Source organism: Pseudobacillus badius (assembly GCF_002189605.1).
Taxonomy (GTDB): Bacteria; Bacillota; Bacilli; order Bacillales; family Domibacillaceae; genus Pseudobacillus; species Pseudobacillus badius.
Genome location: NZ_MWMM01000002.1, coordinates 256,804 through 283,290, shown reverse-complemented (window position 1 = coordinate 283,290; position 26,487 = coordinate 256,804). Strand labels below are relative to the sequence as shown.

Genomic DNA, 26,487 nt, shown 5'->3' with positions numbered 1-26,487 from the left:
GAGAGGTAGCATGAGCCGTTTACAAGGAAAAACAGTTGTCATTACCGGAGCATCCGGCGGTTTGGGAATGGAAATGGCCAAGCAGGCAGCGGCAGAAGGCGCCCGGCTTATTTTACTTGCCCGCCGCCTTGACCGTCTGGAAGAGGTAAAGGAAATGCTCCATCGCACCTTTGCCGCTGAGGTTCATATTTTTGCAGTCGATATCAGCCAAAAAGAAGCGGTTGAAGAAGTGTTTTCGAAAATTTATGAAGAAGTTTCCCGCATTGATATTCTCGTCAATAATGCTGGGTTTGGCATTTTCAAAGAAGCGCGTGAAGCAAAGTGGGAAGAGACGCAAGCCATGTTTAATGTCAATGTTCTCGGGCTGATTTTGTGTACGCAAATGGTAATTCCCCATATGCAAGCTCGCAGAAGCGGCCATATTATTAACATTGCTTCGCAAGCCGGAAAACTCGCTACACCTAAATCAAGCGTATATGCGGCAACAAAGCATGCTGTTCTAGGGTATACGAACAGTTTAAGAATGGAGATGGCACGCGCTGGCGTATACGTAACAGCTGTAAACCCAGGCCCGATTGCCACAGATTTTTTTGCTGTGGCCGATCCATCGGGTTCATATGCCAAAAATGTCGCCCGCTGGATGCTGAAGCCCGAGCAAGTAGCCAAGGAAGTGGTGAAGGCAATGGGGACAAACAAAAGGGAGATTAATTTGCCGAGGTGGATGAACGCTGGCAGCATCATTTATATGTTGTTTCCGCGCCTAGTAGAACGAGTGGGCCGCCAAGCGTTTTTTAAAAAGTAAGTGAAGGGACTCCAGGTGATCGATAGATGATCCGGAGTCTTATGCATTCGTAATAAATGAGTAGACCTCATCCTCAATCATTTCATACAATTCGCTGTCATCTGTTTCCCGCCGTTGCTGGACACGGTCCATAAGCATGCGATAAATGCTTTCCGCTTCCGGCTCCTCCGGCGTAAAATGGTATTGGGAAAGATGCTGCTTAATCATTTTTTTAATAAAAATTTCTTCCAAACCAAACTGCTCCTCTCCGCTTATGGCTGCAAAAAATGAGCCGCCAATAAAGGCAGCTCTATCTGACCTTCTCAAGAAAGCCGGCTTTATTTTTCTTCTTCGTCTAATACCTTTTCGGCGCGGACGCAGGAAGCAAATTTTCCTTTGTGGGAAGCATCGCAAAACGGCATTTTTTGCGACTGGCCGCAGCGGCAAAGTGAAAACACCGGTTTTGTTTCAAAAACGTTTCCATCCATGTCAATCAATTCTACATCGCCCGATACTTTAAAAGACCCGTTATCCATCACTTTAATTTGTGCTTTTGCCATCTCCTTACCCCCTCTCTTATCGTTGACTCCATTTGATAGTATAAAGAAAAAAGATAAAAAGCAATAACCTCTCTGAAAGGAATGATAATGATGGACATCTATATTACAGAAGAAGCGGCAGAAAAGCTTGGAAATAAACTGACAGATGGAAAGCATGTAAAGCTTTATTATGATACAGAAGGATGCGGCTGCGGAGTAAATGGTATTCCTCTCCTATGGATTACAAGTGAGGTGGCACCGGATGATGTGAAAATAGAGACAAATGCTATGCCCGTATATGTAGAAAAGCCGCACATGCTGTTTTATGCCGATAAGCTGACGATTAGCGCTTCCGGTGCGAACTATTACCGGTTAAGCAGTCCGGGAGAAATTTTAAACGGACGGATGAATGTGGTCATCCGTCCGTAGTTCACTAGCTGCTGCCAATCAGCCCGGCTGGACCAACGCATCGTACTTGTCTTGAACAAGAAGACGGGAGTCAGTGTGTCTGGTAATACGTATGTAAAAAACGGTCGATTGCCTCAGCGTAGGCTTCAGGATTTTCATTGTACGATTGGGCATGAGCCCCCTTGGGAGCAAGGTAAATTGCTTTTGGGCCTCTCTTCTCTTCATATAATGTTTTTGTCATGTCAGGAAGAATAAACGTATCTTCTTCGCTATGAATGAAAAGGACGGGCTTCTTGATGTTTTTAACCGCTTGCAGCGGCGAAATGTCAGACAGGCGGAAGCGGCCGCGCAGCAGGACGGACCAGCTGGCGAGATGAACGAGAAGCCGCGGCGCAGCTTTAATCTCACGCTTCATTTGATGAGTCAGCTGAGCTTGAAAATCAGAAAATGGACAGTCAGCAATGTAAAAATCGGCGCGGTCTTCCATCAAGCCGGCATACAAAAGCAAGGTGGCTGCCCCCATCGATTCTCCATGAATACCAAAAGAAACGTCAGTGCCCTCTCGATGGATCAATTCATTGACCACAGCCTGCAAGTCTTCTTTTTCATAATAGCCGTAGCTTGTTGTATCACCGCCCGATTCTCCGTGCCGGCGGTGATCGTAAATAACTCCGTTAAAACCGCGTTCCAAAAATAAATTCATATATTTAATCGAATTTATTTTTGTTTCCGTTACGCCATGGCAGAAGATAACATAGGGACGGCCGGGGTGAGGAGTTACAAATACGGCTTTGAGCCGGTAGCCGAAAGGGGAGGTAATCCAAACCTCTTCCTTTGGCAGCTGGTTGTAGTGATGGGTGTCGAGCCGTTTGGCTTCTACTTCCCGTCGGTAAATCAGGTCTTCATTCTTCTTTCTCATGTGCAGTACGCGGCTTGATAAATAAAAGCCGGCCGCAGCTGTCAGCATAGCTCCGGAGCCGAGTGCTTTGATCCATCTTTTCATTCGTCGTCACCTCAGAACATGTAATATAAGTAGTGTATCATGTCTGCAAAGAAAGATCATTTGTACTCGCTGCCAACTCCCGTGTAAAATAAGAGCAATAAGATGAGGGGGAAGACGGAAACATGAAAAAGAAAAAGCAAGGAACGAGCAACAACCAAGCAGAAGAGAAGGCGACTTTGAAGGATGCGTTGAACGCCAGTGTGCTCGAACAGCTTAAGAAAAAACAGCAGCAGCTGAAAACAGAAGAAGAAGAGAAAAAAGCGGCTGCGGAGCAGCGGAAGCGGGAAGAGCGGCGCCAGCGCGAAAAAAATAAAAGCTTCGAAGAATTGTTAAATGAAAGCAGCATGGACTGGAAGAAATTCAAATAAACGAGACATGTTCGGTCTTTTTTCAGGAAGGCTGAAAAAGGACGCGGAAATTCAGAGGATCAGGGCATTGAAGCAGATTCAGTGCCCTGATCCTTTGTGGTTGTTTATAAGTGGAGCTAGTCTTTCTTCTGTCTGCCTTGCATTTCCGCGCTGAACGGCGGCTAAATGAACTTGTTTTTGCTGATAGCACGCCCTGTTTATTTATCGGTGCTGTGCGTATCGGTTCGGCTTTGTCAACTGCCTGATCAGATGAATCTCTTCTTTCGACAGGTCCGTTTCTTTGACCGCGCGGATGTTTTCCTTCAACTGACTGACAGAGCTTGCGCCGGCTACAACGGCAGCTACAGCCGGATGATGCAAGGTGTAGCGAAGGGCGAGGGCATTGAGCGAGCGCTGATTGGATAATTTATTTTCAATTTCACTTAGCAGTTCTGTGAGTGCAGCATGGGAATAATCAAGAAAACCTTTCTCCTGAAATTTACCAAGCTTTTCCCGCCAGCTTGCACTGAGCAGGCCTTTAGCGAGCGGTCCGCGGGCAACCGCGCTAATACGCTGCTGCTCGAGAAGCGGCAAAGCCTCTTCTTCAGGACGGCGGTCCAGCGGGCTGTATTGCATCATCACTGTGTCGATGGAAGAGCGGGCAGCAAACTCGCGAATGACATTCGGGCGGATGGAAGAGAGGCCATAAGCGCGGATCAGTCCTTCTTTTTTCAGCTCTTCAAATGCCTCGATCGTTTCTTCGATGGGATCATCTAATGTGCCGCCGTGCAGCTGATAAAGATCAATATAATCTGTTTGCAGCCGCTTGAGGCTGTTTTTAACCGCTTCTTTTATGTATGTTTTCGACGGGTCCCACGTCCAGCCTTCTTTTCCTTCCTGCCAGCGGTTTCCAACCTTTGTGGCAAGGATTACTTGTTCCCGTATCGGCTTTAAGGCAGCGCCGACTACGGCTTCATTCAATCCGTAATCATACAAATCAGCCGTGTCGAAATAATTCACACCTTCTTCAAGGGCTGTTTCTATAATGTTGCGTGCTTCTCTTTCCTCTTTTCCGAGTGACATACAGCCTAATGCCAATTCGCTTGCAAGCAAGTCTGATTTTCCCAGCAGGTTTTTTTTCATTTCGCTCCTCTCCTTTCTTTTGTTATGATAGCGGAAGCGCTATTGTTCGCCAAATGATCTGTTCGGTTCATGCCGGAAAGGACGTATGGTAAACTGGGAAAGAGAACGGCTGAAATGTGAAGAAACCTAGGTATATACAAAGACAATAGATAGAGGAGTGGTACGGGTGAAGAAGTTTGAAGAAAAGACGCTGGAGACAACAGCCATCTTTGAAGGAAAAGTGATCCGCCTGCAAGTCGATGATGTGGAACTGCCGGATGGAAAGCAGGCAAAAAGAGAGATTGTGAAGCATCCTGGTGCTGTAGCGATACTGGCCTTGACGAATGAAGGGAAAATTGTCCTTGTAGAACAGTACCGAAAAGCTTTGGAGCGTGCGATTGTAGAAATTCCGGCAGGGAAGCTGGAGAAGGGAGAAGGACCTGAGGAAACAGCCCGCCGCGAGCTGGAAGAAGAGACGGGATATGTCTGCCAAAGCTTGAAGCTGCTTCAGTCTTTTTATACGTCACCGGGATTCGCTGATGAACTCGTGTATTTATATGTGGCCGAAGGGCTTTCCCAAAAGGAAGAGAGGCTGCAGCCGGATGAAGACGAGTTTGTAGAATTAATGGAAGTAACGCTGGAGGAAGCTGAACAGCTGATGGAAGAACAGCGGATTTGGGATGCAAAAACAGCTTACGCCATTCAATATTTACAACTGCAAAAGGCCTTGACAGAATAAAGGCGGAAGCCGGCGGGCAGGTGAAATTTCAAGTTAATGAATTCCGGGTATAAGCATATTCCCCCTTTTTCATACATAAATTGGATTAACGATAAAAGGGGGAGCTTATATGCAGAAAAAGTTATCGTCGATTAAAATTGGCCGCCATATCCAGGCCCACGCCTCAATTTATTTATTTGTCAGCGTCTTGTTCTTTATGGGAGTCGTATTTGGAGCGATTGTTGTAAACAGCCTGTCTCTCGCACAAAAAGAGGATTTGGCGTATTACTTAGAGCAATTTTTTGGACAAGTATCGACCGGACAAATGGCTGACTCTGAGGACTTGTTCCGTCAGAGCTTGATGCATAATTTGAAATACTTAGGCTGCATGTGGCTGTTCGGTATTTCAATCATCGGCTTGCCGCTTATTTTTGTTTTCTTATTTATGAAAGGGATTGTCGTCGGTTTTTCCGTGGGTTTCCTCGTACAGCAAATGGACTGGAAAGGCTTCTTTTTGGCGATGGCGACCATCCTGCCGCAAAATTTGATTATCATCCCTGCCTTTATTTTTATCGCCTCTACGTCCATCGCTTTTTCATTGCAGCTTATCAAGAAGATTTTTATGAGACAAGCGGGTAATTTTCATATGGCCGCTTTCCTTTCAAGGTATATTCTTTTCTTTCTGCTGGCAGCTGTCCTGGCAGCTGTGGCTGCAGGAATTGAAGCCTACATATCTCCTGCTTTCATGTCGTTTGTCATAAAATAATAGTTCTTATGTAATAACTAATATAGGGAATATATTGTAATGATTTTATTTTGCAACTTCCTCCCAGTTTGATATAATGAAACTACATCGGCGAGGGAGGGCTAAATAAATGGAAAGCCGGATCGAACGCATAAAGAAACAATTGCATTCTGCGAGTTATAAATTGACACCCCAGCGAGAAGCCACTGTCCGGGTGCTGCTTGAACATGAAGAAGATCATCTCAGCGCAGAAGATGTCTACCTCCTCGTTAAAGAAAAAGCACCTGAAATCGGGTTGGCGACCGTCTACCGGACGCTGGAATTGCTGAATGAATTAAAAGTGGTTGATAAAATAAATTTTGGAGATGGCGTCTCCCGCTACGATTTGCGTCAGGAAGGAGCAGCCCACTTTCATCATCATCTCGTGTGCATCGAGTGCGGGGCTGTGGATGAAATTCAGGAGGATTTGCTTGAAGACGTAGAGAAGGTCGTTGAACGGGATTGGAAGTTTCAGGTCAAAGACCATCGGTTGACGTTCCATGGGATTTGCTGGCGCTGTCAAGAGAAAAACGGAACAGAAGAAACGAAAGAAGAATCGCTGGAAAAGCAGCATGTTGAATAAAAAGCCTTTCGCCTGCCGGAAGGCTTTTTATTTTAACTGAAAACCTGTTTGTTCTAATCTTCCGCTGTGCGCATAAGCTTGTGTATAAAAAGCGAATGAGCGGAGGGGGCATCTAGGTGAAACGGGACTTGGCGAAGACATTGTGGCAGACGGGGAAAGTATTCATTTTGTTCACTGGCTGTACAGTGCTGTTTTACAGTGCCATTTTGTGGGTGCAGCATGAATATGAAAAAAAGCACCGTTACAAAGAGCCGGAGGGGGAAGCCATGAAGGTGGCAACTCAATTGGAAGAAAGCGCTGATCGCTGGCTCGAGCGGCTGCTGCTTTTCTATTTAGATGGGGAGTAGTGAAAATGAGAGATCACTTACAAGACTTTATACATTATATGGTTGTTGAAAAAGGACTGGCAAAAAATACAGTTGCCGCCTATGAACGTGATTTAAAGCATTATTTGCTGTTTTTGGACAAGGTGGAACAACTCGCCTCATTAAATGAAGTCACGCGCGCGCATATTGTTCAATTTCTCAGTCACCTAAAGTCGGAAGGGAAATCAGCAAAAACAATTGCCCGCCATGTGGCTTCTGTGCGTTCTTTTCACCAGTTTTTGCTGCGTGACAAAGCGGTTGAGCATGATCCTTCTGTTCATATTGAGCCGCCTAAAATGGAAAAGACGCTGCCGAAGGTTTTGAACTTGGCGGAAGTGGAAGCGCTTCTTGCAGCTCCGGATACTTCCACTCCTTTCGGGAAGCGTGATCAAGCCATGCTGGAGCTTTTATATGCGACTGGCATGAGGGTGAGTGAATTGATTTCCTTGAATCTGGATGATGTTCATTTAACAATGGGCTTCGTCCGCTGTACAGGAAAAGGAAACAAGGAGCGGATTATCCCGATCGGAAAAACGGCGATTCGGGTGCTAGAAACCTATCTGCAGGCCGGGCGCCCGCAGTTAAAGTCCGCTAAGCATGCAGAAGAGGCGCTATTTTTGAATCACCATGGCAAACGCTTGTCCAGGCAGGGGTTCTGGAAGCTATTAAAGGCGCTCTCTAAAAAGGCAAACATTGAAAAAGAATTGACCCCGCACACGTTAAGGCATTCATTTGCTACTCACTTACTTGAAAATGGAGCCGATTTACGCGCTGTTCAGGAAATGCTCGGACACGCCGATATCTCCACCACACAAATTTACACTCATGTGACGAAAACAAGAATGAAGGATGTATACTCCCAGTTTCATCCGAGAGCGTAAAGGCAAGAAAACAGCAACTGCTGCTCGATCAGCGGCCAGCTTCTTCAGGGGAATGCGCCATCGGAAGAAGATCATCCGCTGGAGAGCAGTTTCTTTTTGCTTGTCAAAAAACCTGTGATTTCATAAACTAAAATAAGCAACCAGTTGTCAGACATCTGACAGATAACTATTGGATTATTCAAATCAGAATAGGGTATCATGGCAGTAAAAGCAATCTTAAGAAGGAGGAATCGAAGTGACAGCATCTACATATAAACGCATCCATTTGATTGTCATGGATTCAGTAGGGATTGGAGAGGCACCCGATGCTGAGAAATTTAATGATTTGGGAGCGGATACAATCGGGCACATTGCCGAAAAAATGAATGGATTAACTCTGCCCCATATGGAAAAGCTCGGACTCGCTAACATTCGGGAGATCCGCGGATTGAAACAGGCTGAGAATCCGCTGGCTTATTTTACAAAAATGCAGGAGGCCTCCAACGGAAAAGATACAATGACAGGACATTGGGAGATGATGGGCTTGCGTATCGATACTCCATTCCAGGTATTCCCGGAAGGATTTCCGCAAGAGTTAATAAAAGAGCTGGAAGAAAAAACGGGAAGAAAGGTAATTGGCAACAAGCCGGCTAGCGGAACGGCTATTTTAGATGAACTTGGTCCTGAGCATATGGAAACCGGAGCGATGATTGTCTATACATCCGCTGATTCTGTCCTGCAAATAGCGGCACATGAGGAAGTCATTCCACTGGATGAACTTTATCGCATTTGTGAAATTGCCAGGGAGCTGACGTTAGATGAAAAATATATGGTGGGCCGCGTGATTGCCCGGCCGTTCGTTGGACAGCCCGGTGCGTTTGCCCGTACATCCAACCGCCATGATTACGCGCTTAAGCCGTTTGGACGCACAGTCATGAACGAATTGAAGGATGGCGGGTACGAGGTGGTTGCCATCGGCAAGATTTCTGATATTTTCGATGGAGAAGGCGTTACAGAAGCGATTCGGACAACATCCAATATGGATGGCATGGATCAGCTTGTTCGTGTATTGGCTAAAGACTTTACAGGTCTCAGCTTTCTTAACCTGGTTGATTTTGACGCGATGTTCGGCCATCGCCGGGACCCGGAAGGATACGGACGGGCTCTCGAAGAATTTGACGCGCGGCTCCCTGAGGTGCTGGACCAAATGACTGAAGATGATTTATTGATTATCACCGCTGACCATGGCAATGATCCTGTTCATCATGGAACGGACCATACAAGAGAGTATGTGCCGCTGTTAGTGTATTCAAAGCGAACAAAGCAAGGAAGAGAATTGCCTGTGCGCAAGACCTTTGCTGATGTAGGTGCCACTATTGCTGATAACTTCAAGGTAAATAAGCCAGTTCATGGAAATAGCTTTTTGCAAGAGTTGTCATAAGGAGAGAGAAAAAATGATAAGAGAAAAAATAGACCAAGCTTCCGAGTTTTTGAAAAAAGAAAGCAATAAACAGCCTAAAATTGGCCTGATTTTAGGTTCAGGTCTCGGTGTGCTTGCTGATGAAATTGAAAACCCTATGAAAATTGCTTACAACCGCATCCCTGATTTTCCGGTTTCAACGGTTGAAGGGCATGCCGGGCAGCTCGTTTTCGGAACGCTTTCCGGAAAAGAAGTAGTGGCCATGCAAGGTCGCTTTCATTATTATGAGGGATATTCATTTGAGCAGGTTACTTTCCCTGTGCGCGTGATGAAGGCACTAGGGGTCGAAACAATTATTGTGACAAATGCAGCGGGCGGGATTAATGAATCATTCCATCCGGGAGATTTGATGATTATTGAGGATCACATTAATAATATGGGAGGCAATCCGCTCATTGGTCCTAATGATAACGAGCTGGGTGTCCGCTTTCCTGATATGTCAGAAGCCTACAGCAGGAAGCTGCGAAAGCTTGCAAAGGAGACGGCTGAAAAAATTAATTTATCTGTGCAAGAAGGCGTGTATGTCGGCAACACAGGCCCTGTATATGAAACACCGGCAGAGGTCCGAATGGCTCGGATAATGGGCGGGGATGCTGTTGGAATGTCAACGGTGCCGGAAGTCATTGTTGCCCGCCACGGCGGCATGGAAGTGCTTGGCATCTCCTGCATCTCTAACATGGCTGCCGGTATTCTCGATCAGCCGCTCACACACGACGAAGTGATGGAAACGACTGAACGAGTCCGGGCTGATTTTCTTCGTTATGTAAAAGAAATCGTAAAATCAATGTAAGGGGTGATTGGATGAGAATGGTCGATCTTATTCAGAAAAAGCGCGATGGAGAGCAGTTAACCACGGAAGAGATTCAATTCATCGTGGAAGGATATACGAATGGCACAATTCCTGACTATCAAGTAAGCGCCTGGCTGATGGCCGTTTATTTTCAAAACATGACGGAAAAAGAGCGTGCTGACTTAACGATGGCTATGGTAGCTTCAGGTGATCAAATCGACCTGCGGGCGATTGAAGGCGTAAAGGTAGATAAGCATTCGACTGGAGGAGTAGGCGATACGACAACGCTTGTGCTTGGTCCTCTTGTAGCTGCTGCAGGTGTGCCGGTTGCGAAAATGAGCGGCCGCGGTCTGGGCCATACAGGCGGCACGATTGACAAGCTGGAAGCCATTGAGGGCTTTCATGTAGAAATTACAAACGAACAGTTTATTGAACTCGTCAATAAAAATAAGATTGCCATTATCGGTCAAAGCGGCAATTTAACTCCGGCCGACAAAAAGCTTTATTCACTCAGGGATGTGACGGCTACAGTAAACAGCATCCCGTTGATTGCCAGCTCCATTATGAGCAAAAAGATTGCTGCTGGAGCGGATGCGATCGTTCTGGATGTAAAGACCGGAGCGGGCGCTTTTATGAAAACATTGGAAGATTCAAGAGAACTGGCTAGAGCGATGGTTAATATTGGAAATAATGTAGGCCGGAAAACCATGGCTGTTATTTCCGACATGAGCCAGCCGTTGGGCTTTGCTATCGGTAATGCGCTTGAAGTAAAGGAAGCGATTGATACGCTCAAGGGCGAAGGTCCTGAAGATTTAACAGAGCTTTGTCTGGTCCTTGGAAGCCATATGGTTTATGCTGCCGGAAAAGCCGATACGCTCGAAGAAGCACGCCAAACGCTTCTTAAGCTAATCAATAACGGAGAGGCTTTAGCGAAATTCAAGCTCTTTATTGAAGCGCAAGGGGGAGACGGATCAGTTGTCGATCATCCGGAGCGGCTGCCGCAGGCGAAATACCAAGTCGAACTGCCAGCAAAAAGTGATGGCTGGGTAGCTGAAATTATTGCCGATCATGTCGGTACCGCAGCAATGTGGCTTGGCGCTGGCCGGGCGACGAAAGAGTCGGAAATTGACCTTGCTGTAGGAATGATGCTGAACAAAAAGATCGGTGCAAGTGTAAAAGCCGGCGAGTCACTTGTTACTATCTACAGCAACGACAAAGAAATTGAACACGTTAAGGAAGAACTGTATAGAAGCATCATTCTTTCTGAGGAAAAAGTAGAATCACCTCGCTTGATTCATGAGGAGATCACAGACTGATCCTTTTGCTGCCTGTCTCGCTATCGCTATGTTCGGTGATTGAAAGAGAAGCGGCATCGGAAAGCAAGTGGATGATAATCGCCTGAAAGAAGCATCTTTTTTAGAGGATGCTTCTTTTTTTGTATAAAAATAGCCAATGTGGAAAAAATGGGTGTATATCAAATGGGAATTTTACCACTACACTGGAGGTCATTACATGATGAAGCGAATATTTCTATCAATAGTTGCCATTTTATTCATTTTTTCTGCTATTTCACCTTCTTTTGCCGTTCATGCTGCAGAAGAAAAAGTGAAACTGGCTGAGCAATCTAAGTCTGCCGTTTTATTGGAACGGGATACAGGTGCCGTTTTGTTTGATAAAAATAGCCACAAACCGCTCCCGCCGGCTTCAATGACAAAGATTATGACGATGCTTCTTATTATGGAAGCCATTGAAGATAAAAAACTGACATGGGATGAAAAAGTCCGTACAAGTGAATACGCAGCATCAATGGGCGGTTCACAAATTTTTCTGGAGCCCGGCGAAGAAATGACGGTCCGTGAAATGATGAAAGGCATCGCTATTGGTTCTGCTAACGATGCTTCTGTTGCCATGGCTGAACGGGTGGCAGGCAGTGAAGAAATGTTCGTAAAAAAAATGAATCAAAAAGCGAAAGAGCTCGGTTTAAAACAAACAAAATTTAAAAATGCCACAGGTCTGCCGAAAAAAGGGCATTACAGTTCCGCATATGACATGGCCATGATGGCAAAGGAGCTGCTGAAGCATGAGAATATTACAAAATATACCGGTAAATATGAGGCTTTCCTGCGCGAGGATAGCGATAAAAAATTCTGGCTTGTGAACACGAATCGGCTAATTAAATTTTATCCAGGTGTAGATGGATTAAAAACAGGTTTTACAAATGAAGCCAAATATTGTTTGACTGCTACCGCTTCAAAAGGAAATATGAGAGTGATCGCTGTCGTATTTGGGGCGCCGACACCAAAGGAAAGAAACGCTCAAATTACCGAGATGCTTGATTATGGCTTTCATCAATATGAAGTAACTCCTTTATACGGCAAAGGAAAGACCATTAGTTCTGTCCCGGTATCTAAAGGGGACAAAGCGGCAGTCCGCCTGGAAACAGCTGACAAAATTTCTGTGCTAATGAAAAAAGGAGAGAAGAAGGGGAAATTTTCAAAAAAGGTAGAGATAAAGAAAGAATTGCAGGCACCGATTAAGAAAGGCGAGGTGCTTGGGGAGCTGACGATTAAAGAAGATGGAAAAGTCGTATCAAAAACTCCGCTCATAGCAAAAGAAACAGTCAAACGGGCGAGCTGGTGGCAATTTTACAAAAAAGTATTTCACTCTTTCTCAAAAACAAACGGCAGCTAATGGCGAAAGAAAGGCTCTTTTAGCGAATTCATTCTAGTTTTGTCACAGGGAAGGATTGCCTGGCGGCATCGTCGAATTGCTCTCTATCAAGAAAAAAGGGGGAGAATGCTAATGAGTTTAACAATGGAGCTTGAAGTGATCGATCAAGTGCTCTGCCTGCGGCTGGCGGGTGAATTGGATCATCATACAGCTGAATCACTGCGCGAACAGGCGAGTGAAGCGATTGAACGGGAAGGTGTGCGGCACATTATTTTAAATATAGGCGATTTAACATTTATGGACAGCTCAGGTCTTGGGGTGATTTTAGGCCGCTATAAGCATATCAAGCAAAAGGATGGAGAAATGGTTGTATGTTCGATTTCTCCGGCAGTCCGCAGGCTGTTTGAAATGTCCGGCCTCTTTAAGATTGTCCGCATGGAGGCGTCGGAACAAGCGGCGCTGGAGCGATTGGGGGCGGCTTGTTATGAGAAATGAAATGACTATCCAATTCAGTGCGCTCAGCGAAAATGAATCATTCGCAAGGATCACTGTCGCTGCTTTCGTTGCTCAGCTAGATCCGACACTGGATGAATTGACAGAAATTAAGACAGTGGTTTCAGAGGCAGTCACCAATGCCATCATTCATGGATACGAAGGAAATCCCGCAGGAATCGTTTATATTTCTGCCGTTTTGGAGGATGGCATTGTCGATCTTGTAATCCGTGACGAAGGGATCGGTATGGAGAATGTCGAGGAAGCCAGGGAGCCGCTGTTTACAACGAAGCCTGAACTAGAACGGTCGGGCATGGGATTTACCATTATGGAAAATTTCATGGATGAAATCGAAGTAATTTCGCATAAAGGAACAGGAACAGTGATCCGTTTAAAAAAGCAGCTTGCAAATAAAAAAGCCATGTGCAATTAAGGGGTCCGGCCATGGATGTCGAAACGAAAAAACAAAAGACGGAAATTTTATCAGATGCCCAGCTGAAGCAGCTCATAAAAGAGAGCCAGGAAGGGAATCAGGAAGCGCGGGATACGATCGTTGAACGCAACATGAGACTTGTTTGGTCTGTTGTCCAGCGCTTTATGAACCGGGGGTATGATCCGGATGATTTATTCCAAATTGGCTGCATCGGCTTATTGAAGTCAGTGGACAAATTTAATTTAAGCTATGATGTGAAATTTTCAACGTACGCCGTACCGATGATCATCGGTGAAATTCAGCGGTTTATCCGTGACGACGGAACTGTCAAGGTTAGCCGGTCTTTAAAGGAAATGAGCAATAAAATCCGCCGGGCGCGCGAGGAATTGCTGAAGCTGAATAGCCGGACGCCAACAATTCAGGAAATAGCAAGCTATCTTGATATTTCTCCAGAGGAAGCCATTATGGCCCAAGAAGCAGCCCGTTCTCCATCTTCTATTCATGAAACAGTGTATGAAAATGACGGCGATCCGATTACATTGCTTGATCAGATGGCTGATAAAAGCAGTGAACACCCTTTTGATCAGGTCATACTAAAAGAGGCAATCAGGGAGCTGGAAGAACGGGAACGGCTGATTGTGTATTTGCGCTATTATAAAGATCAAACCCAATCCGAAGTAGCTGTCCGGCTCGGGATATCGCAAGTACAAGTGTCCAGGCTGGAGAAGAAAATTCTTTCCCAGATGAAAGAGCGAATGAACGCCCCATAATAAAGCCAGTCAGGTATTTTGCCTGACTGGCTTTATTTCGTCTGGAAAGCGGTGCATGATTCTTCCTGTTCCGCCCATACTAACTACTAACAATTTATTTAACAGGGTGGGAGAATGATGGAAGTTCCGATTTACATCCGGCTTCACCACCGCATCCGGCACCGGGCGGACCTGCCAGTGCAGCTTAGGGACATTGCCGAAGTGAGTGCGCCGGAAAACATATTGTCCGATTTATTAGCTGCAGTCATTCATGAGATCAGGCAGAAAGACGGAAAGGTTGTCATCATTGATGCCATGACCGTAGTAGAAAAGCTAAACCGGCATTGGCCGGGTGTTGACATTCAGTTTATCGGGCCGCCCCAGACGATTGTTGAAACACCGCCGCCAAAGAAGAAGCTGCCCTTGCTGATTTTTTCATTCGTCTGGTGTCTATTATTTGTTGGTGCAGCCCTTACAATTATGAATTTCCATGAAGATGTCAGTATGCGCGAGGTACACATTCAACTGTATGAAATTGTGACTGGAAAAAAAACACAGTACCCGCTGATCTTTCAAATCCCTTATTCCATTGGATTGGGAACAGGAATGGTGCTGTTTTTCAATCATTTGTTCAAAAAGAGACTGAACGAAGAGCCAAGCCCGCTTGAGGTAGAAATGTTTAATTACCAGCAAAATCTTGATCAGTACATGATTTTGCATGAAAGGAAAGAAAATAAGAAAAATGATGACTCTTCTTCATGATCTCCTCCTTGCATGTGCGGGCTTTGCCGGAGGCTTGGCGGTAGGGGCTGGCTATGTTGGTTTTATTACTGTTTTAGGCATTATTCCTCGCTTGATGCAGATCACGGCTACATGGGAGAAAATCAGAAGCTATGAATGGGCGGTGATTGCGGGGGTACTGGCGGGAACACTTGTCAGTTTTATCCCATTTACTCTGGGGCTGCCGCCGTTTGTGCTTATCCCTGTTGGGTTATTGAGCGGAATTTTTATTGGCCTGCTGGCGGCTGCTTTAACGGAAGTATTGAACGTTTTCCCAATTTTGGCCAAAAGAATTGGCATTCATGCCCATATTATCGCGCTCATGATGGCCATCGCACTCGGAAAAGTGGCCGGCTCACTGTTTCATTGGCTTTATCTTGTTTATCAGCAAAGGGTTTGATTCAGACAGCAAGGAGGAGTGTATATGATAGATCAAAGGGTTCCAAAAGATCCGGAAAAGATGGACAGGATTATGAAAGAGGAAATGGGCCTCGGGAAAAGCTTTGATACCGGGGTGCGAAAGTTTACAATACTTGGGAAGCAGGTTCACATTTATTATATTAATGGCTTGGCGGATTCCGATGCGATTATTAAGCTACTCACCGTGCTGACACGCCTTGAAGGAAAAGAGAAACGAAGCTTGCATGCTGCCGAGACGATTGAGAATCATCTTGCCCATGAATCTGTCCAGCCTGTGGAGAAAATCGAAGATGTCATTGTTCAAGTGATGTCGGGACTGATGGCCGTTGTTATTGAAGGAAGCGATAAAGCGTTGATCGTAGACGTGCGAAGCTATCCGGGCCGCCAGCCAGAGGAGCCGGATACAGAAAAAGTCGTTCGCGGTTCGCGGGACGGCTATGTGGAGAATATTATTGTTAACACGGCGCTGACGAGAAGAAGGATCAGAGATGGCCGCCTTCGATTTGAAATAACAAAAGTCGGAAAACGTTCAAAAACGGATATCGCGATCGGCTATATTGAAGGGGTGGCAGATCCCCATCTTGTTGAGATCGTTAAGAAGGAGCTGGATTCCATTAACATTGATGGAATCCCGATGACTGATAAAACGATCGAGGAATTTATCGTCAAGCAAGGATACAACCCGTATCCAATCGTCCGCTACACAGAAAGAGCTGATATCGGCGCTGTTCATTTGCTGGAGGGGCATGTTCTGCTGTTCGTGGATACATCTCCAAGTGTTATTATTTTGCCGGCTACTTTCTTTCATCATATGCAGCATGCAGAAGAATATCGCCAATCTCCGGCTGTGGGCACCTTTGTCCGCTGGGTGCGCTTTATTGGTGTGATGCTTTCTTTGTTTTTGCTGCCGTTCTGGCTGCTCGTTTCCAAGGAGCCGGAGCTGCTTCCAAAGGCAATGGAGTTTATTGGACCCAATAAAGAAACCAATATTCCGCTTGTTTTGCAGCTGTTTATTGCGGATATCGGGATTGAGTTTTTAAGAATCGCTGCCATTCACACCCCTACCCCGTTGTCAACAGCCATGGGGTTAATCGCAGCTGTGCTTATCGGACAAATTGCGATTGATGTTGGCTTATTCGTGCCTGAGGTCATTTTATATGTCGCTATTGCCGGGATCGGCACATTCGCTACGCCAAGTTATGAAGTCAGTATTGCCAATAAGCTCTTCCGGATGTTTTTATTGGCTATCGTTGCCCTGTTTAAGGTGCCGGGCTTTATGATCGGCAGTACGCTGATTATTATTTATCTGGCCCGCATGCGCGCCTTGAATACCCCCTACCTGTGGCCGCTGCTTCCATTTGATCCAAAAGCATTTTCCCAAGTGTTTATCCGGCGGGCAATTCCTGGATCCAGGCTTCGGCCAAGCATTGTTCATCCTGAAGATCCTTATCGGCAGCCGTCAGAAAAATAACGATGTTGAGGCTAGGAGCAATGTATGGTATATTACTTTTAATCTAAAGTTTGTTTGCTGATAGACAGCCTGCCGGAGAGCAGCTGTCTATTTCTTCTAAGGTATATTGGCGATAAGGCAATAAGACCGGCAGACAAAACTCCAAGAATCGAGGTGAGGGCATGCATACATATGGGACGGCCTGCATAAATAAAGAAGGCCATTTAGAAGTTGGAGGAATTGATGTTGTCAGCCTGGCTGAACATTATGGAACCCCCTTGTACATCTATGATGTCGCACTGATCCGGCAAAGAGCCCGGGGGTTTAAAGACACATTCGAACAGCTCGGTGTTACTGCTCAGGTTGCTTATGCAAGTAAAGCATTTGCAGCGATCGGCATGATGCAGCTGGCGAACCAAGAAGGCCTGTCTCTTGATGTGGTTTCTGGCGGGGAGCTTTATACCGCGATGAAAGCGGGATTTCCTGCTGAACGCATTCATTTTCATGGGAACAATAAGAGCCGGGAAGAATTGAGTATGGCTCTTGAGTATGGCATCGGCTGCATCGTTGTGGATAACTTTTATGAACTGGAACTGCTGGAGTCCCTTTGCAATGAAAAAGGCGAGAAGGTAAATATTTTACTTCGTGTAACGCCGGGTATTGAGGCTCACACGCATGACTACATTTTAACTGGCCAGGAAGACTCAAAGTTTGGATTTGATTTAAACAACGGACAAGCGGAAGAAGCGCTGAGCAAAGCATTGGAGATGAAAGGGCTGGAAGTGCTTGGGCTCCATTGCCATATTGGCTCCCAAATTTTTGAAACAACAGGCTTTAAACTCGCTGCTGAAAAAATTATTCAAAAATTGTCCGAATGGAAACACTCTTGTCAATTTGAATCCAAAGTGTTAAATCTTGGCGGGGGATTTGGCATTCGGTATACAGAAGAAGATGAGCCATTAGCGCCATCCAAGTATGTGGAAGAGATTATTAAAGAGGTGCAAAAGAAAACGGAAGAGCTTGGTCTTGCTATGCCTGAAATCTGGATTGAGCCGGGCCGTTCACTCGTTGGCGATGCCGGAATTACTTTATATCGCATTGGCTCGGAAAAGTCGGTGCCTGAGGTAAGGAAATATTTAGCTATAGATGGCGGGATGAATGATAATATCCGTCCAGCCCTTTATGATGCAAAATATGAAGCGGTGCTTGCTAACCGGGCAAATGATCCAGTGGAAGAAACGGTGTCGATTGCAGGGAAATGCTGCGAATCCGGTGATATGCTTATCTGGGATTTGCCGCTTCCTAAGGCCTCGCACGATGACTTGCTCGCTGTATTTTGTACCGGAGCCTATGGATATTCGATGGCAAATAATTATAATCGTATTCCGCGGCCGCCGGTGGTATTTGTAGAGAACAGCCAGGCGGAATTAGTCATTAAACGGGAAAGCTACGATGATTTGGTGAAGCTGGATTTGCCTTTAAACGTAACAGTAAAACAGTAGCTTGCCGCCTTCAATTAGAGGTGAAACATGTTGGATAAGAAAAATATCTTGCTCTTTATTATACTGCTATTATTCTCTATCGGTTGGGGACTGTACTATGTCTTTTTTATTGTACAGTAACCAAGGGGAAGTTGATTAATAGGAAGAGTTTTAGTAAGATGGTAAATGACCATAAATAAGGAAAAAATAGTAATTTAAACTGAAGAGGGACTTAGGATGCTCATTCGTTATAAGAAAGCTTTTGAAAAGATAGCTATGGGTTTACTGTCGTTCATGCCTGAAGAAAAAGATATTAAAAAGCTGCAAGAGACGATGAAATTATACGATGAAGCAGAGGATTGGCAGCTGTATTTATGGAAAGAAGAAGATATCGTTGGCGCGATAGGAGCCAGAATTACAGCAGATGAAGTGAAGATTCAGCATATTAGTGTTAATCCTTCTTTCAGACAGGAAGGGATTGGCAAGAAGATGTTAAGAGCATTGAAAGACATTTATTCAGATAAGCGACTCGTACCTAATTCGTCTATATCTGCTTTCTTTTACAAATGTGAACAAGAAGAAGACCCGGTACAATGATACCCGGGTCTTCTTCTGTGTAAAAAAGCATTTCTAAAGGTTCGCAGATGGGTCTGCCGTTTGGCCATGCCGTTGCTTTAATGCCTGCTCGCGGGCGGTGAGAATAGGCGAACGGTCCCTCAGCAGATGTTTGTTGCGCAAATAAGCTGCATCTTCTTCTAAGATAGAAGGTGTGCAGCTTTGATGGAAGCTGCGGTATTGAAGAACTACTTCTTTGTCCGAAAATGGGATAGCCATCTCGGCAAAGGCTTTTCCTTCAGTTATTTCTTGCAGGCGGCAGGAAAGCTGGCGAAGGAAAGCTTCGCTGTCAATTCCAAGCCCCGCTAATTCGCCTGTTCGGCTTTGAAGGATTTTCAGCGCTTTAGCGGCCATTTTTTGAGCGCCGGCAAAATTGCCTCGCCGGTGGTGATATAAAGAAACGGCTGTTTGAATCAGCCCGACCCAAACAGAATCCCGGGATTGATCAGTTTTTTCTTTCCAATATTCCTCAAGCACCTCGTGGCATTCAAAATAATCATGACTTTCATGAAAGTGAGCCAAAAAACTTAAATACGGCAACGGAAAAGAATACATGAACATCCTCCCAAATTGATGTGCGTACTTTCTCTACTTTACCACGCCCCTGACCTTTCAATCAAATTGAAAAAATGGCTGGACACCGAACAGTATTCCTCTATACTAAAAAAGGAGACAGTGAAAAGAACTGGTGATGATAAATGCAATATAATGTAAAAACAGAAGTGTTTGAAGGGCCGCTTGATTTGCTGCTTCATTTAATTCAGCGGCTGGAGATAGATATATATGACATCCCGATGACGGAAATTACCGAGCAATATCTTTTATTCATCCACGCGATGAAGGAACTGGAGCTGGATGTTGCCAGTGAGTATTTGGTGATGGCAGCCACACTTTTAGCGATTAAAAGCAAAACCTTGCTGCCTGTGCATGAGGAGGAATCAGCAGAGGAAGTGTGGGAAGAAGATCCTCGTGAAGAACTGGTCGGACAGCTGGTTGAATACAGAAAGTTTAAAGAGGCCGCTAAAAAGCTACAGGACAAAGAGCTGGAACGGGGACAATTTTTTACGAAAGCGCCAAGCGACTTAACGGCTTTCAGCAGTGAAGAGACAGCTCCTGCTGACTTGAATGTTACAGTATATGATATGCTTGGAGCCTTCCATAAGCTTCTCCGGCGCAAAAAATTAAAGCGTCCGTATGTGGCAAAAGTGTCGCGGCAGGAAATTCCGATTGAAAAACGAATGCAGGACATTTTATTGAAGCTGAAGCAAGCCCGGAAGCTGTTCACATTTAATGAACTGTTTCATGAGGGAGATAGAGAAGTGTTAGTGGTGAGTTTTTTGGCAGTATTAGAGTTAATGAAGCAAAATGAGATTATCGTAGAACAGCAGGGGAACTTTGCAGAGTTGTTTATCCAGGCGAAAGGAGAGGCGGAAGATGGCAATCGTTAACTGGCTGGGTATAACAGAGAGCCTGCTCTTTGCGGCAGGAGATGGCGGCTTAACGTTAAAGCAGCTGGCACAAGTACTGGAAGTGGAAGAGTTCGAGGCTGCGGGAATTATAGAAGAGCTAAAAGAAAAATATGAAAAAGAAGAAGAGCGGGGCATTGGCCTGATTGAACTGGCGGGCACTTACCAGCTTGCTACAAAGAGAGAGCACGCCCCTTACTTGAAAAAATTAGTAGAAAGCAGCCAGCCGCAAACACTTTCTCAAGCCGCGCTGGAAACTTTAGCTATTATCGCTTATAAACAGCCGATCACTCGAGCGGAAATTGAAGAAATTCGCGGCGTGAAAACAGAGAGCGCTCTCCATACACTGACGGCCAAAGGACTGGTTAAAGAAACCGGACGAAGTGAGGGACCGGGCCGGCCGATTTTATATGGCACGACAAAAGAGTTCCTTGATTGCTTTGGATTAAAAGATTTAGCAGAGCTTCCTCCACTTTCTGAGGAATCAATTTCTTCAGATCCGGAAGAAGCTGATTTGTTTTTTGAGCAGTTTGAACAAGTATTTGCGAACGAATCTTAAAAAGCGGCAGCCGCCGCTTTTTTTATTTGTCTATTCATTCTAAATGTGCTCATTTGGCATATATTTGTACAAATGAGCAAGGGAGAGAAGAGTGAATGAGAAAAAAGCTGCCAATTGCTATCCTGGCTTTTCTGCTGATTCTAACATCCGGCACCTCCGCAGCAGCAGCCGGACCAAGCGCAGCGAGTGCTGTATTAATAGAACAGCAAAGCGGACGGGTCCTTTATGCGAAGAAACCGCATGCTGTTATGCGGATTGCCAGCATTACAAAAATTATGACGGCTATTCTAGCTATCGAATCGGACAAGCTGGATGAAAAGGTGAAGGTGAGTGAACGGGCTGTACACACAGAGGGCTCCTCTATTTATTTAAAAAAAGGGGAGAAAATCCCGCTGGAGGATTTAGTGTATGGCTTAATGCTCCGCTCGGGAAATGATGCAGCAGTGGCGATTGCTGAGCACGTCGGCGGAAGCCTGGACGGGTTCGTTTACTTAATGAATGAAAAAGCAAAAGAAATCGGTATGAAAGACACGTACTTTGCAAATCCGCACGGACTTGATGACAGCGAGAAGCATCGTTCTACCGCTTATGATATGGCTCTTTTAACCAGGTATGCGATGAAAAATGCCACATACCGGAAAATTTCTGGAACTGAAGTTTATCGTTCTCCTGATCCGGAAGGTGATTGGGACCGGATCTGGTACAACAAAAACCGTTTGCTGACTGAGAAGTACAAGTATTGCACCGGGGGGAAAACGGGTTATACAAAAAAAGCGAAAAGGACACTTGTTACAACAGCAACAAAAGGCGACCTCGACTTGATTGCGGTCACACTGAACGCCCCTGACGATTGGAACGATCATATTTATCTTTATGACCAAGGATTTTCAAAGTACGATCCTAAAGTTATTTTGGAAAAAGGCGAAGTACAGGCAGGCAATCACCCCTTTTACAAAGGGCATCTTTATGTAAAGCGTGAGGTTCTCTATCCGTTGACGAAGAAAGAGGAGCAGCAGGTAACCGTTCGCTATCGCATGCTGAAGCCGAAAAAGCAGTGGGAGGAAGATGGACAAGTACCGGATGTGGTTGGCGAGGCAGATATTTACTTGAAGAAGAAGAAGCTGGATTCATTGCCCGTGTACTACAAAGGAGAGAAGCAGAAAAAAGAGCAATCAATTTGGCAAAAGTGGAAGGAATGGTTGTCTTGAAGAACGGCGGGATAAAGAATGGTTAACTTTATATGGGTAGGACTGACAATCATCGGTCTCATCTTCGCAGCCGTGAACGGAAAAATGGACGAGGTGAACGAAGCTGTATTTAAATCAGCGGGAGAAGCCGTAACGATTTGCATCGGGCTGGTCAGCGTCCTTGTATTTTGGCTTGGCTTGATGAGAATAGCGGAAGAGGCTGGCTTGCTTAAACAGCTGGCCCGGCTATTTGAACCATTTGCTAGAAGGCTTTTTCCTGATGTCCCCTCCGGCCATCCGGCAATGGGGTATATCCTTTCCAATATGACCGCTAATTTTTTCGGTCTCGGAAATGCTGCTACGCCGCTCGGCATTAAAGCGATGGAGGAGCTGAAGAGGCTCAATGGCGGAAAAGCAGAAGCAAGCCGCTCCATGATCACGTTTCTTGCTATTAATACCTCAAGTATTACTCTTATTCCAACGACCGTGCTCGCCATCCGCTTCTCCTATCATTCTGCTTCACCAGCTGAAATTATCGCCCCGACGATTTGTGCGACCGCTTGCTCAACGGTCGCTGCTATTGCCATTGACCGCTTTTTTTATAGAAGAAGGAAAAAGAGGGAGGAGAAGTAATTGGCGTGGCTTTCTCTCATATCAATGTGGCTAATTCCGGGAATGATCGCTTTTATTCTCCTATACGGGACATTTAAAAAGGTGCCAACCTATGAGAGTTTTGTAGAAGGGGGAAAAGAAGGCATTCACATAGCTGTGTCTATTGTTCCTTATTTAATTGGAATGATGGTGGCCATCGGGATATTTCGGGCTTCAGGCGCGCTGGATAGTTTAGTAGAATGGGTGCGCCCGCTGCTGCTCTGGATTGGTTTGCCGCCGGAGGTATTTCCGCTGGCGATCATCCGGCCAATTTCGGGAAATGCAGCCCTTGGAATGGTCAGTGATCTTATTGCTGTTCACGGGCCCGATTCTTTTATCGGCCGTCTGGCATCGGTTATGCAAGGCAGCACGGACACGACCTTTTATGTTTTAACCGTTTATTTTGGAGCGGTCGGCATCAAAAGAATGGGAGATGCCTTAAAGGTCGGGTTATGGGCAGATGTGGCTGGATTTATTGCAGCACTTGTGATCGTTTCTTGGATGTTTTAAAGACTGGATATAGTTGCAAGACACCCCTGCGGAGAAGCTTGTTGCTTTTCGCAGGGGGTTTTTTTGTTCTTCTGCATTTTCTGGAGAGGTCTCTTTCTTTTCTTATTTGAATGGATGTGTAATAATGCATAAGGACACATAATGAAACGTTGAGGTGAAGAAAATGGAACGGCTGCAAAAGGTAATTGCCCAAGCCGGTATAGCTTCCAGGCGAAAAGCGGAAGAGCTGATCGTAGAAGGAAAAGTAAAGGTGAATGGCAAAATAGTGAAAGAACTTGGCACGAAGGTAGGAGCTTCTGACCGGGTGGAAGTCGGCGGAGTGCCGATCGAGCGAGAAAGAAAGGTTTATTATTTATTTTATAAGCCGCGCGGCGTCATTTCGGCTGTATCGGATGACAAGCAGCGCAAAGTGGTGACCGATTTTTTCCCTTTTGTAGAACAGCGGATTTTCCCAATCGGCCGCTTGGACTATGATACATCCGGTTTGCTGCTTTTGACCAATGATGGAGAGTTCGCCAATCTGCTCACACACCCCCGCTACCAAATTGATAAAACATACGTAGCCCGTCTAAACGGAATCCCGCAGCGCTATTTGCTTAAAAGGCTCGCGGATGGCATCCAGCTTGAAGACGGGAAGACAGCTCCTGCAAAAGTGAAGGAATTGTCTATCGATAAAAGAAAGCAGCGGGCGCTCATAGAGATCACGATCCATGAAGGCAGAAACCGTCAAGTGCGGCGGATGTTTGAAGCCATCGGTTTTGAAGTGCAAAAGCTGAAAAGAGAACGCTATGCCTTTTTAAATTTAAATGGATTAAATGCCGGGGAATTCCGGGAGTTGACGACACATGAAGTAAAACGTCTGCGCACGATGGCAGAAACAGGTTCTTTGCGGTAGGAAATGAAACTGTCACATATCCTTCAAATCCCTCAACTACAGGCAAAAAAACAAAATGGTATAATAGGGATGGTTTTGGATTTTTTTGTCGAATAAGAAGGACAGGGAGTCCTTCTGTTAGTTGAAGGATAAGTAGAAAATTGCATGTCGATACTTCATAAGGAGGGCCTAGGGGTTTGAACAAAAAGAAAAAAAGGCTGATCGTCCGCTCCATTATTTTAGCTGTATTGGCGCTGGCGGTTGGCTATACATTTTATTCAAATTTGACAAAAGAAGAGCGGCATAACCTGCGAAAAGGTGATGAAGCACCTGATTTTGTATTAACAGATTTGTCAGGAGAAACACGCCAATTGTCAGATTATAAAGGCAAAGGTGTTTTCTTGAACTTTTGGGGCAGCTGGTGCGATCCGTGCAAAAAAGAAATGCCGCACATGGAAAAACTGGCAAAAGAGTATAAATCCCAAGGAGTAGAAGTTCTTGCTGTCAATGTCGGCGACTCCGAACTGCAGACTAAAAAATTCGCTAAGCAATATGGATTAACGTTTCCTATTGCTATTGATTCGACGAAAGAAGTTCAAGATGCTTACAATATTACTCCGCTTCCGGCTACTTTTATGATCAGTCCTGATGGAAAGATTGAAGAGATTGTTATTGGTGGATTAGTGAAAGAAGAACAGGTGAGAGCTTTGTTTGACAAAGTAAAACCTTAACTTAAGGAGTTTTAGTATGGCGAAAGTAAAGTGTGAATGTGGCCACGTCAATCCACATGGAACCATTTTGTGCGAGTCATGCGGCAGGGCGCTGACAGAAGAGGCTCAGAAAGAAAAGCTTCATGATATGCGCTACGAAGGCAGTGCCCGCCGCTCGCAAACGTATAACAAAACGATTATTGATAAGATTTGGAATTTCTTCTCCTCTGTTAAAGTGGGCATTTGGCTAATTGTGTTAACCTTGATCGCTTCCTCTATTGGGACGATTTTTCCGCAAAAGCTGTTTATACCGAACAACGTATCACCGGAGACATACTATGAAGAGACCTACGGAACAGCCGGCAAAATCTATTACACGCTTGGATTCCATGATTTATATAATTCTATTTGGTTTATTGCCTTAATTGCAGCGATCGGCGTGTCACTTGTTATTTGCAGTCTTGACCGTGTTATCCCTTTATACCGGGCGTTGAAAAATCAGCGTGTTGCACGCCACGGTTCTTTTATGAAGAAACAGCGCTTATTTGCTTTGAAAGAAGAGAAGCTTCAACCTGAAGAAATTGAAAAAGTAAAAGAAAAATTAAAAAGCAAACGTTATCATATCCGTGAAGAAGATGGAAGTCTGCTGGCGGAAAAGGGACGCTTTTCCCGCTGGGGACCTTACGTCAATCATATCGGATTAATTATCTTTTTAATTGGCGCCATGCTCCGTTCGTCTGAAGGAATGTATACCGATGAAATGTTATGGATTCGCGAGGGAGAGACTCTGGAAATCCCCGGGACGCAGGGTGAGTTTTACTTAAAAAACGAAAAGTTTACCATTGAAAATTATGATAAAGAAAAGGATCCGGAAGTCTTTAAAGAGGCGCTTGAACGAACAGGCGGCGTTGTAAAGAATTATCAAACGGATGCTGTTCTTTACCGGGATGAAAACCGCGATCTTCCCGGAGCGAAGCCAAAGCTTGTCAAAGTGAAAGAAGAGAAGATCCGGGTAAACGAGCCGTTGAAATTTGACAAGTTTGCTCTCTATCAAGACAGCTACAGCAAAGATGAAATGAAAGCGATGGAGTTTGCGCTTGCAAACAAGGAAACACAAAAAGAAGCCGGCAGAGTCAAAGTGGATCTGTTCAATCCGAAAGATACATATGATCTTGGCAACGGATATAAGGTAGAAATTGTCGGCTACTATCCGGACTATGATGGAATAGGGTCAGACGGAGAACCGAAAACAAAGTCTCCGCTTCCAAACAATCCGGCTTTCTTGTTCAAAATGTTTTCACCGGAGCATCCAAAGGGAGAAATCAGCTTTACAGCGATTCGCCAAACGCTTGAGCCTGTAGGGGCAACGGATTATAAAATGGAATTCCGGGGAATCGAAACACGTAATATTTCAGCTTTAACCGTGCGTAAAGATTTAACTTTATGGATTCTTGGTATTGGCGGAGCGATCTTTATGATCGGAGTCATTCAGGGAGCTTATTGGAACCATCGCCGTTTATGGATTCGTCAAATAGATGGCGAAGTGTATGTCGCTGCCCATACGAATAAAAACTGGCATGGGTTAAAGCGGGAAATCCATTCGGTATTGGAGGGCACAGCTATTCCGGTGCCTGAAGACCAGCAAGGCTAAGGAAAGAAT

At 45.2% G+C, this 26,487-nt stretch carries 33 protein-coding genes; 28 read left to right on the top strand and 5 right to left on the bottom strand.

What is annotated here, in order from left to right:
• Nucleotides 1-10 precede the first annotated feature (10 nt).
• Nucleotides 11-802, top strand: coding sequence for an SDR family NAD(P)-dependent oxidoreductase (locus B1A98_RS04505; RefSeq protein WP_041113305.1), 792 nt, complete (start codon nucleotides 11-13; stop codon nucleotides 800-802).
• A 39-nt stretch (nucleotides 803-841) separates the two neighbouring features.
• Here B1A98_RS04505 and B1A98_RS04500 read toward each other — a convergent pair whose 3' ends face one another.
• The gene (locus B1A98_RS04500; RefSeq protein ID WP_125474386.1) at nucleotides 842-1,033 is read right to left on the bottom strand and encodes a YqzH family protein; all 192 of its coding nucleotides are present in this window, start codon (nucleotides 1,031-1,033) and stop codon (nucleotides 842-844) included.
• A gap of 86 nt (nucleotides 1,034-1,119) precedes the next feature.
• Nucleotides 1,120-1,341, bottom strand: a complete 222-nt coding sequence (locus B1A98_RS04495) for a CDGSH iron-sulfur domain-containing protein (RefSeq protein WP_041097081.1) — start codon at nucleotides 1,339-1,341, stop codon at nucleotides 1,120-1,122.
• Between the two features lie 87 nt (nucleotides 1,342-1,428).
• Between B1A98_RS04495 and B1A98_RS04490 the strand changes: the two genes are divergently transcribed.
• Nucleotides 1,429-1,749 (top strand): iron-sulfur cluster biosynthesis family protein, encoded by a 321-nt coding sequence (locus B1A98_RS04490; RefSeq protein ID WP_063385614.1) that lies wholly within the window; start codon nucleotides 1,429-1,431, stop codon nucleotides 1,747-1,749.
• A gap of 70 nt (nucleotides 1,750-1,819) precedes the next feature.
• On the opposite strand, the gene B1A98_RS04485 is transcribed toward B1A98_RS04490, so the two are convergent.
• Nucleotides 1,820-2,731 carry an alpha/beta hydrolase gene (locus B1A98_RS04485; RefSeq protein WP_063385615.1) on the bottom strand — a complete coding sequence of 304 codons (912 nt, stop codon included), beginning with the start codon at nucleotides 2,729-2,731 and terminating at the stop codon, nucleotides 1,820-1,822.
• 122 nt (nucleotides 2,732-2,853) lie between these two features.
• On the opposite strand from B1A98_RS04485, the gene B1A98_RS04480 reads away from it, so the two are divergent.
• Nucleotides 2,854-3,099, top strand: a complete 246-nt coding sequence (locus B1A98_RS04480; protein ID WP_063385616.1) for a DUF3886 domain-containing protein — start codon at nucleotides 2,854-2,856, stop codon at nucleotides 3,097-3,099.
• 201 nt (nucleotides 3,100-3,300) lie between these two features.
• On the opposite strand, the gene B1A98_RS04475 is transcribed toward B1A98_RS04480, so the two are convergent.
• Nucleotides 3,301-4,221: an aldo/keto reductase gene (locus B1A98_RS04475; RefSeq protein ID WP_063385617.1), complete on the bottom strand. Its 921-nt coding sequence runs from the start codon at nucleotides 4,219-4,221 to the stop codon at nucleotides 3,301-3,303.
• A gap of 166 nt (nucleotides 4,222-4,387) precedes the next feature.
• Between B1A98_RS04475 and B1A98_RS04470 the strand changes: the two genes are divergently transcribed.
• From B1A98_RS04470 to B1A98_RS04390, 17 genes are all read left to right on the top strand, one after another.
• Complete coding sequence (locus B1A98_RS04470; RefSeq protein WP_041097071.1) at nucleotides 4,388-4,939, top strand: NUDIX hydrolase; 552 nt, start codon at nucleotides 4,388-4,390, stop codon at nucleotides 4,937-4,939.
• A 109-nt stretch (nucleotides 4,940-5,048) separates the two neighbouring features.
• Nucleotides 5,049-5,684, top strand: coding sequence for a stage II sporulation protein M (gene spoIIM / locus B1A98_RS04465; protein WP_041097069.1), 636 nt, complete (start codon nucleotides 5,049-5,051; stop codon nucleotides 5,682-5,684).
• Nucleotides 5,685-5,793: 109 nt separating this feature from the next.
• A complete protein-coding gene (gene fur, locus B1A98_RS04460) occupies nucleotides 5,794-6,285 on the top strand; it encodes a ferric iron uptake transcriptional regulator (protein WP_041097067.1) in 492 nt (163 codons plus the stop codon).
• A 116-nt stretch (nucleotides 6,286-6,401) separates the two neighbouring features.
• Nucleotides 6,402-6,632: a YqzK family protein gene (locus B1A98_RS04455; protein WP_223661663.1), complete on the top strand. Its 231-nt coding sequence runs from the start codon at nucleotides 6,402-6,404 to the stop codon at nucleotides 6,630-6,632.
• Nucleotides 6,633-6,637: 5 nt separating this feature from the next.
• Nucleotides 6,638-7,531: a site-specific tyrosine recombinase XerD gene (gene xerD, locus B1A98_RS04450; protein WP_041097064.1), complete on the top strand. Its 894-nt coding sequence runs from the start codon at nucleotides 6,638-6,640 to the stop codon at nucleotides 7,529-7,531.
• A 235-nt stretch (nucleotides 7,532-7,766) separates the two neighbouring features.
• Nucleotides 7,767-8,951: a phosphopentomutase gene (gene deoB / locus B1A98_RS04445; RefSeq protein WP_063385618.1), complete on the top strand. Its 1,185-nt coding sequence runs from the start codon at nucleotides 7,767-7,769 to the stop codon at nucleotides 8,949-8,951.
• Between the two features lie 13 nt (nucleotides 8,952-8,964).
• The gene (locus B1A98_RS04440) at nucleotides 8,965-9,780 is read left to right on the top strand and encodes a purine-nucleoside phosphorylase (protein WP_063385619.1); all 816 of its coding nucleotides are present in this window, start codon (nucleotides 8,965-8,967) and stop codon (nucleotides 9,778-9,780) included.
• Nucleotides 9,781-9,791: 11 nt separating this feature from the next.
• Nucleotides 9,792-11,096 carry a pyrimidine-nucleoside phosphorylase gene (locus tag B1A98_RS04435; protein WP_063385620.1) on the top strand — a complete coding sequence of 435 codons (1,305 nt, stop codon included), beginning with the start codon at nucleotides 9,792-9,794 and terminating at the stop codon, nucleotides 11,094-11,096.
• A gap of 199 nt (nucleotides 11,097-11,295) precedes the next feature.
• Nucleotides 11,296-12,471, top strand: coding sequence for a D-alanyl-D-alanine carboxypeptidase family protein (locus B1A98_RS04430; RefSeq protein ID WP_063385856.1), 1,176 nt, complete (start codon nucleotides 11,296-11,298; stop codon nucleotides 12,469-12,471).
• A 111-nt stretch (nucleotides 12,472-12,582) separates the two neighbouring features.
• Nucleotides 12,583-12,945 (top strand): anti-sigma F factor antagonist, encoded by a 363-nt coding sequence (gene spoIIAA, locus B1A98_RS04425; protein WP_041097056.1) that lies wholly within the window; start codon nucleotides 12,583-12,585, stop codon nucleotides 12,943-12,945.
• The gene (gene spoIIAB / locus B1A98_RS04420; protein ID WP_041097054.1) at nucleotides 12,935-13,375 is read left to right on the top strand and encodes an anti-sigma F factor; all 441 of its coding nucleotides are present in this window, start codon (nucleotides 12,935-12,937) and stop codon (nucleotides 13,373-13,375) included. The genes spoIIAA and spoIIAB overlap by 11 nt, the downstream gene beginning before the upstream one ends.
• A gap of 11 nt (nucleotides 13,376-13,386) precedes the next feature.
• Entirely contained in the window at nucleotides 13,387-14,145 is a 759-nt protein-coding gene (gene sigF, locus B1A98_RS04415; RefSeq protein WP_041097052.1) for an RNA polymerase sporulation sigma factor SigF, read from the top strand.
• 114 nt (nucleotides 14,146-14,259) lie between these two features.
• Nucleotides 14,260-14,886, top strand: coding sequence for a stage V sporulation protein AA (locus B1A98_RS04410; protein ID WP_305954907.1), 627 nt, complete (start codon nucleotides 14,260-14,262; stop codon nucleotides 14,884-14,886).
• On the top strand, nucleotides 14,870-15,304 hold the full coding sequence (locus B1A98_RS04405; RefSeq protein WP_041098178.1) for a stage V sporulation protein AB: 435 nt from the start codon (nucleotides 14,870-14,872) through the stop codon (nucleotides 15,302-15,304). Before B1A98_RS04410 ends, B1A98_RS04405 begins: the two co-directional genes overlap by 17 nt.
• Nucleotides 15,305-15,328: 24 nt before the next feature.
• Complete coding sequence (locus B1A98_RS04400; protein ID WP_052475120.1) at nucleotides 15,329-16,795, top strand: spore germination protein; 1,467 nt, start codon at nucleotides 15,329-15,331, stop codon at nucleotides 16,793-16,795.
• A gap of 161 nt (nucleotides 16,796-16,956) precedes the next feature.
• Nucleotides 16,957-18,276 carry a diaminopimelate decarboxylase gene (gene lysA, locus B1A98_RS04395; RefSeq protein WP_063385622.1) on the top strand — a complete coding sequence of 440 codons (1,320 nt, stop codon included), beginning with the start codon at nucleotides 16,957-16,959 and terminating at the stop codon, nucleotides 18,274-18,276.
• A 216-nt stretch (nucleotides 18,277-18,492) separates the two neighbouring features.
• Nucleotides 18,493-18,852 (top strand): GNAT family N-acetyltransferase, encoded by a 360-nt coding sequence (locus tag B1A98_RS04390; RefSeq protein ID WP_041097046.1) that lies wholly within the window; start codon nucleotides 18,493-18,495, stop codon nucleotides 18,850-18,852.
• Between the two features lie 33 nt (nucleotides 18,853-18,885).
• On the opposite strand, the gene B1A98_RS04385 is transcribed toward B1A98_RS04390, so the two are convergent.
• Nucleotides 18,886-19,425, bottom strand: coding sequence for a DUF309 domain-containing protein (locus tag B1A98_RS04385; RefSeq protein WP_063385623.1), 540 nt, complete (start codon nucleotides 19,423-19,425; stop codon nucleotides 18,886-18,888).
• Nucleotides 19,426-19,568: 143 nt separating this feature from the next.
• On the opposite strand from B1A98_RS04385, the gene B1A98_RS04380 reads away from it, so the two are divergent.
• From B1A98_RS04380 to resB, 8 genes are all read left to right on the top strand, one after another.
• Nucleotides 19,569-20,318: a segregation/condensation protein A gene (locus B1A98_RS04380; RefSeq protein ID WP_063385624.1), complete on the top strand. Its 750-nt coding sequence runs from the start codon at nucleotides 19,569-19,571 to the stop codon at nucleotides 20,316-20,318.
• The gene (scpB, locus tag B1A98_RS04375; protein ID WP_041097039.1) at nucleotides 20,305-20,895 is read left to right on the top strand and encodes an SMC-Scp complex subunit ScpB; all 591 of its coding nucleotides are present in this window, start codon (nucleotides 20,305-20,307) and stop codon (nucleotides 20,893-20,895) included. Before B1A98_RS04380 ends, scpB begins: the two co-directional genes overlap by 14 nt.
• Before the next feature lie 95 nt (nucleotides 20,896-20,990).
• Nucleotides 20,991-22,103 (top strand): D-alanyl-D-alanine carboxypeptidase family protein, encoded by a 1,113-nt coding sequence (locus B1A98_RS04370; RefSeq protein WP_063385625.1) that lies wholly within the window; start codon nucleotides 20,991-20,993, stop codon nucleotides 22,101-22,103.
• An 18-nt stretch (nucleotides 22,104-22,121) separates the two neighbouring features.
• Nucleotides 22,122-22,715 carry a nucleoside recognition domain-containing protein gene (locus tag B1A98_RS04365; RefSeq protein ID WP_041097035.1) on the top strand — a complete coding sequence of 198 codons (594 nt, stop codon included), beginning with the start codon at nucleotides 22,122-22,124 and terminating at the stop codon, nucleotides 22,713-22,715.
• Complete coding sequence (locus tag B1A98_RS04360) at nucleotides 22,716-23,243, top strand: spore maturation protein (protein WP_087903727.1); 528 nt, start codon at nucleotides 22,716-22,718, stop codon at nucleotides 23,241-23,243.
• 163 nt (nucleotides 23,244-23,406) lie between these two features.
• Nucleotides 23,407-24,138 (top strand): pseudouridine synthase, encoded by a 732-nt coding sequence (locus B1A98_RS04355; protein WP_041097034.1) that lies wholly within the window; start codon nucleotides 23,407-23,409, stop codon nucleotides 24,136-24,138.
• 176 nt (nucleotides 24,139-24,314) lie between these two features.
• On the top strand, nucleotides 24,315-24,848 hold the full coding sequence (resA, locus tag B1A98_RS04350) for a thiol-disulfide oxidoreductase ResA (RefSeq protein WP_063385626.1): 534 nt from the start codon (nucleotides 24,315-24,317) through the stop codon (nucleotides 24,846-24,848).
• Between the two features lie 16 nt (nucleotides 24,849-24,864).
• The gene (gene resB / locus B1A98_RS04345; protein WP_063385627.1) at nucleotides 24,865-26,478 is read left to right on the top strand and encodes a cytochrome c biogenesis protein ResB; all 1,614 of its coding nucleotides are present in this window, start codon (nucleotides 24,865-24,867) and stop codon (nucleotides 26,476-26,478) included.
• Nucleotides 26,479-26,487: the final 9 nt, after the last annotated feature.

What these genes read in the sequence shown, in the direction of transcription:
- spoIIM (WP_041097069.1), top strand. Translation starts at nt 5,049, where the DNA reads ATGCAGAAAAAGTTATCGTCGATTAAAATTGGCCGCCATATCCAGGCC.
- B1A98_RS04410 (WP_305954907.1), top strand. Translation starts at nt 14,260, where the DNA reads ATGATGGAAGTTCCGATTTACATCCGGCTTCACCACCGCATCCGGCAC.
- B1A98_RS04430 (WP_063385856.1), top strand. Translation starts at nt 11,296, where the DNA reads ATGAAGCGAATATTTCTATCAATAGTTGCCATTTTATTCATTTTTTCT.
- B1A98_RS04400 (WP_052475120.1), top strand. Translation starts at nt 15,329, where the DNA reads ATGATAGATCAAAGGGTTCCAAAAGATCCGGAAAAGATGGACAGGATT.
- B1A98_RS04495 (WP_041097081.1), bottom strand. Translation starts at nt 1,341, where the DNA reads ATGGCAAAAGCACAAATTAAAGTGATGGATAACGGGTCTTTTAAAGTA.
- spoIIAB (WP_041097054.1), top strand. Translation starts at nt 12,935, where the DNA reads ATGAGAAATGAAATGACTATCCAATTCAGTGCGCTCAGCGAAAATGAA.
- B1A98_RS04380 (WP_063385624.1), top strand. Translation starts at nt 19,569, where the DNA reads ATGCAATATAATGTAAAAACAGAAGTGTTTGAAGGGCCGCTTGATTTG.
- B1A98_RS04480 (WP_063385616.1), top strand. Translation starts at nt 2,854, where the DNA reads ATGAAAAAGAAAAAGCAAGGAACGAGCAACAACCAAGCAGAAGAGAAG.
- spoIIAA (WP_041097056.1), top strand. Translation starts at nt 12,583, where the DNA reads ATGAGTTTAACAATGGAGCTTGAAGTGATCGATCAAGTGCTCTGCCTG.
- B1A98_RS04435 (WP_063385620.1), top strand. Translation starts at nt 9,792, where the DNA reads ATGAGAATGGTCGATCTTATTCAGAAAAAGCGCGATGGAGAGCAGTTA.
- resB (WP_063385627.1), top strand. Translation starts at nt 24,865, where the DNA reads ATGGCGAAAGTAAAGTGTGAATGTGGCCACGTCAATCCACATGGAACC.
- B1A98_RS04405 (WP_041098178.1), top strand. Translation starts at nt 14,870, where the DNA reads ATGACTCTTCTTCATGATCTCCTCCTTGCATGTGCGGGCTTTGCCGGA.
- B1A98_RS04355 (WP_041097034.1), top strand. Translation starts at nt 23,407, where the DNA reads ATGGAACGGCTGCAAAAGGTAATTGCCCAAGCCGGTATAGCTTCCAGG.
- fur (WP_041097067.1), top strand. Translation starts at nt 5,794, where the DNA reads ATGGAAAGCCGGATCGAACGCATAAAGAAACAATTGCATTCTGCGAGT.
- B1A98_RS04370 (WP_063385625.1), top strand. Translation starts at nt 20,991, where the DNA reads ATGAGAAAAAAGCTGCCAATTGCTATCCTGGCTTTTCTGCTGATTCTA.
- B1A98_RS04485 (WP_063385615.1), bottom strand. Translation starts at nt 2,731, where the DNA reads ATGAAAAGATGGATCAAAGCACTCGGCTCCGGAGCTATGCTGACAGCT.
- sigF (WP_041097052.1), top strand. Translation starts at nt 13,387, where the DNA reads ATGGATGTCGAAACGAAAAAACAAAAGACGGAAATTTTATCAGATGCC.
- B1A98_RS04475 (WP_063385617.1), bottom strand. Translation starts at nt 4,221, where the DNA reads ATGAAAAAAAACCTGCTGGGAAAATCAGACTTGCTTGCAAGCGAATTG.
- scpB (WP_041097039.1), top strand. Translation starts at nt 20,305, where the DNA reads ATGGCAATCGTTAACTGGCTGGGTATAACAGAGAGCCTGCTCTTTGCG.
- B1A98_RS04490 (WP_063385614.1), top strand. Translation starts at nt 1,429, where the DNA reads ATGATGGACATCTATATTACAGAAGAAGCGGCAGAAAAGCTTGGAAAT.
- lysA (WP_063385622.1), top strand. Translation starts at nt 16,957, where the DNA reads ATGCATACATATGGGACGGCCTGCATAAATAAAGAAGGCCATTTAGAA.
- B1A98_RS04385 (WP_063385623.1), bottom strand. Translation starts at nt 19,425, where the DNA reads ATGTATTCTTTTCCGTTGCCGTATTTAAGTTTTTTGGCTCACTTTCAT.
- B1A98_RS04440 (WP_063385619.1), top strand. Translation starts at nt 8,965, where the DNA reads ATGATAAGAGAAAAAATAGACCAAGCTTCCGAGTTTTTGAAAAAAGAA.
- B1A98_RS04365 (WP_041097035.1), top strand. Translation starts at nt 22,122, where the DNA reads ATGGTTAACTTTATATGGGTAGGACTGACAATCATCGGTCTCATCTTC.
- xerD (WP_041097064.1), top strand. Translation starts at nt 6,638, where the DNA reads ATGAGAGATCACTTACAAGACTTTATACATTATATGGTTGTTGAAAAA.
- B1A98_RS04505 (WP_041113305.1), top strand. Translation starts at nt 11, where the DNA reads ATGAGCCGTTTACAAGGAAAAACAGTTGTCATTACCGGAGCATCCGGC.
- B1A98_RS04390 (WP_041097046.1), top strand. Translation starts at nt 18,493, where the DNA reads ATGCTCATTCGTTATAAGAAAGCTTTTGAAAAGATAGCTATGGGTTTA.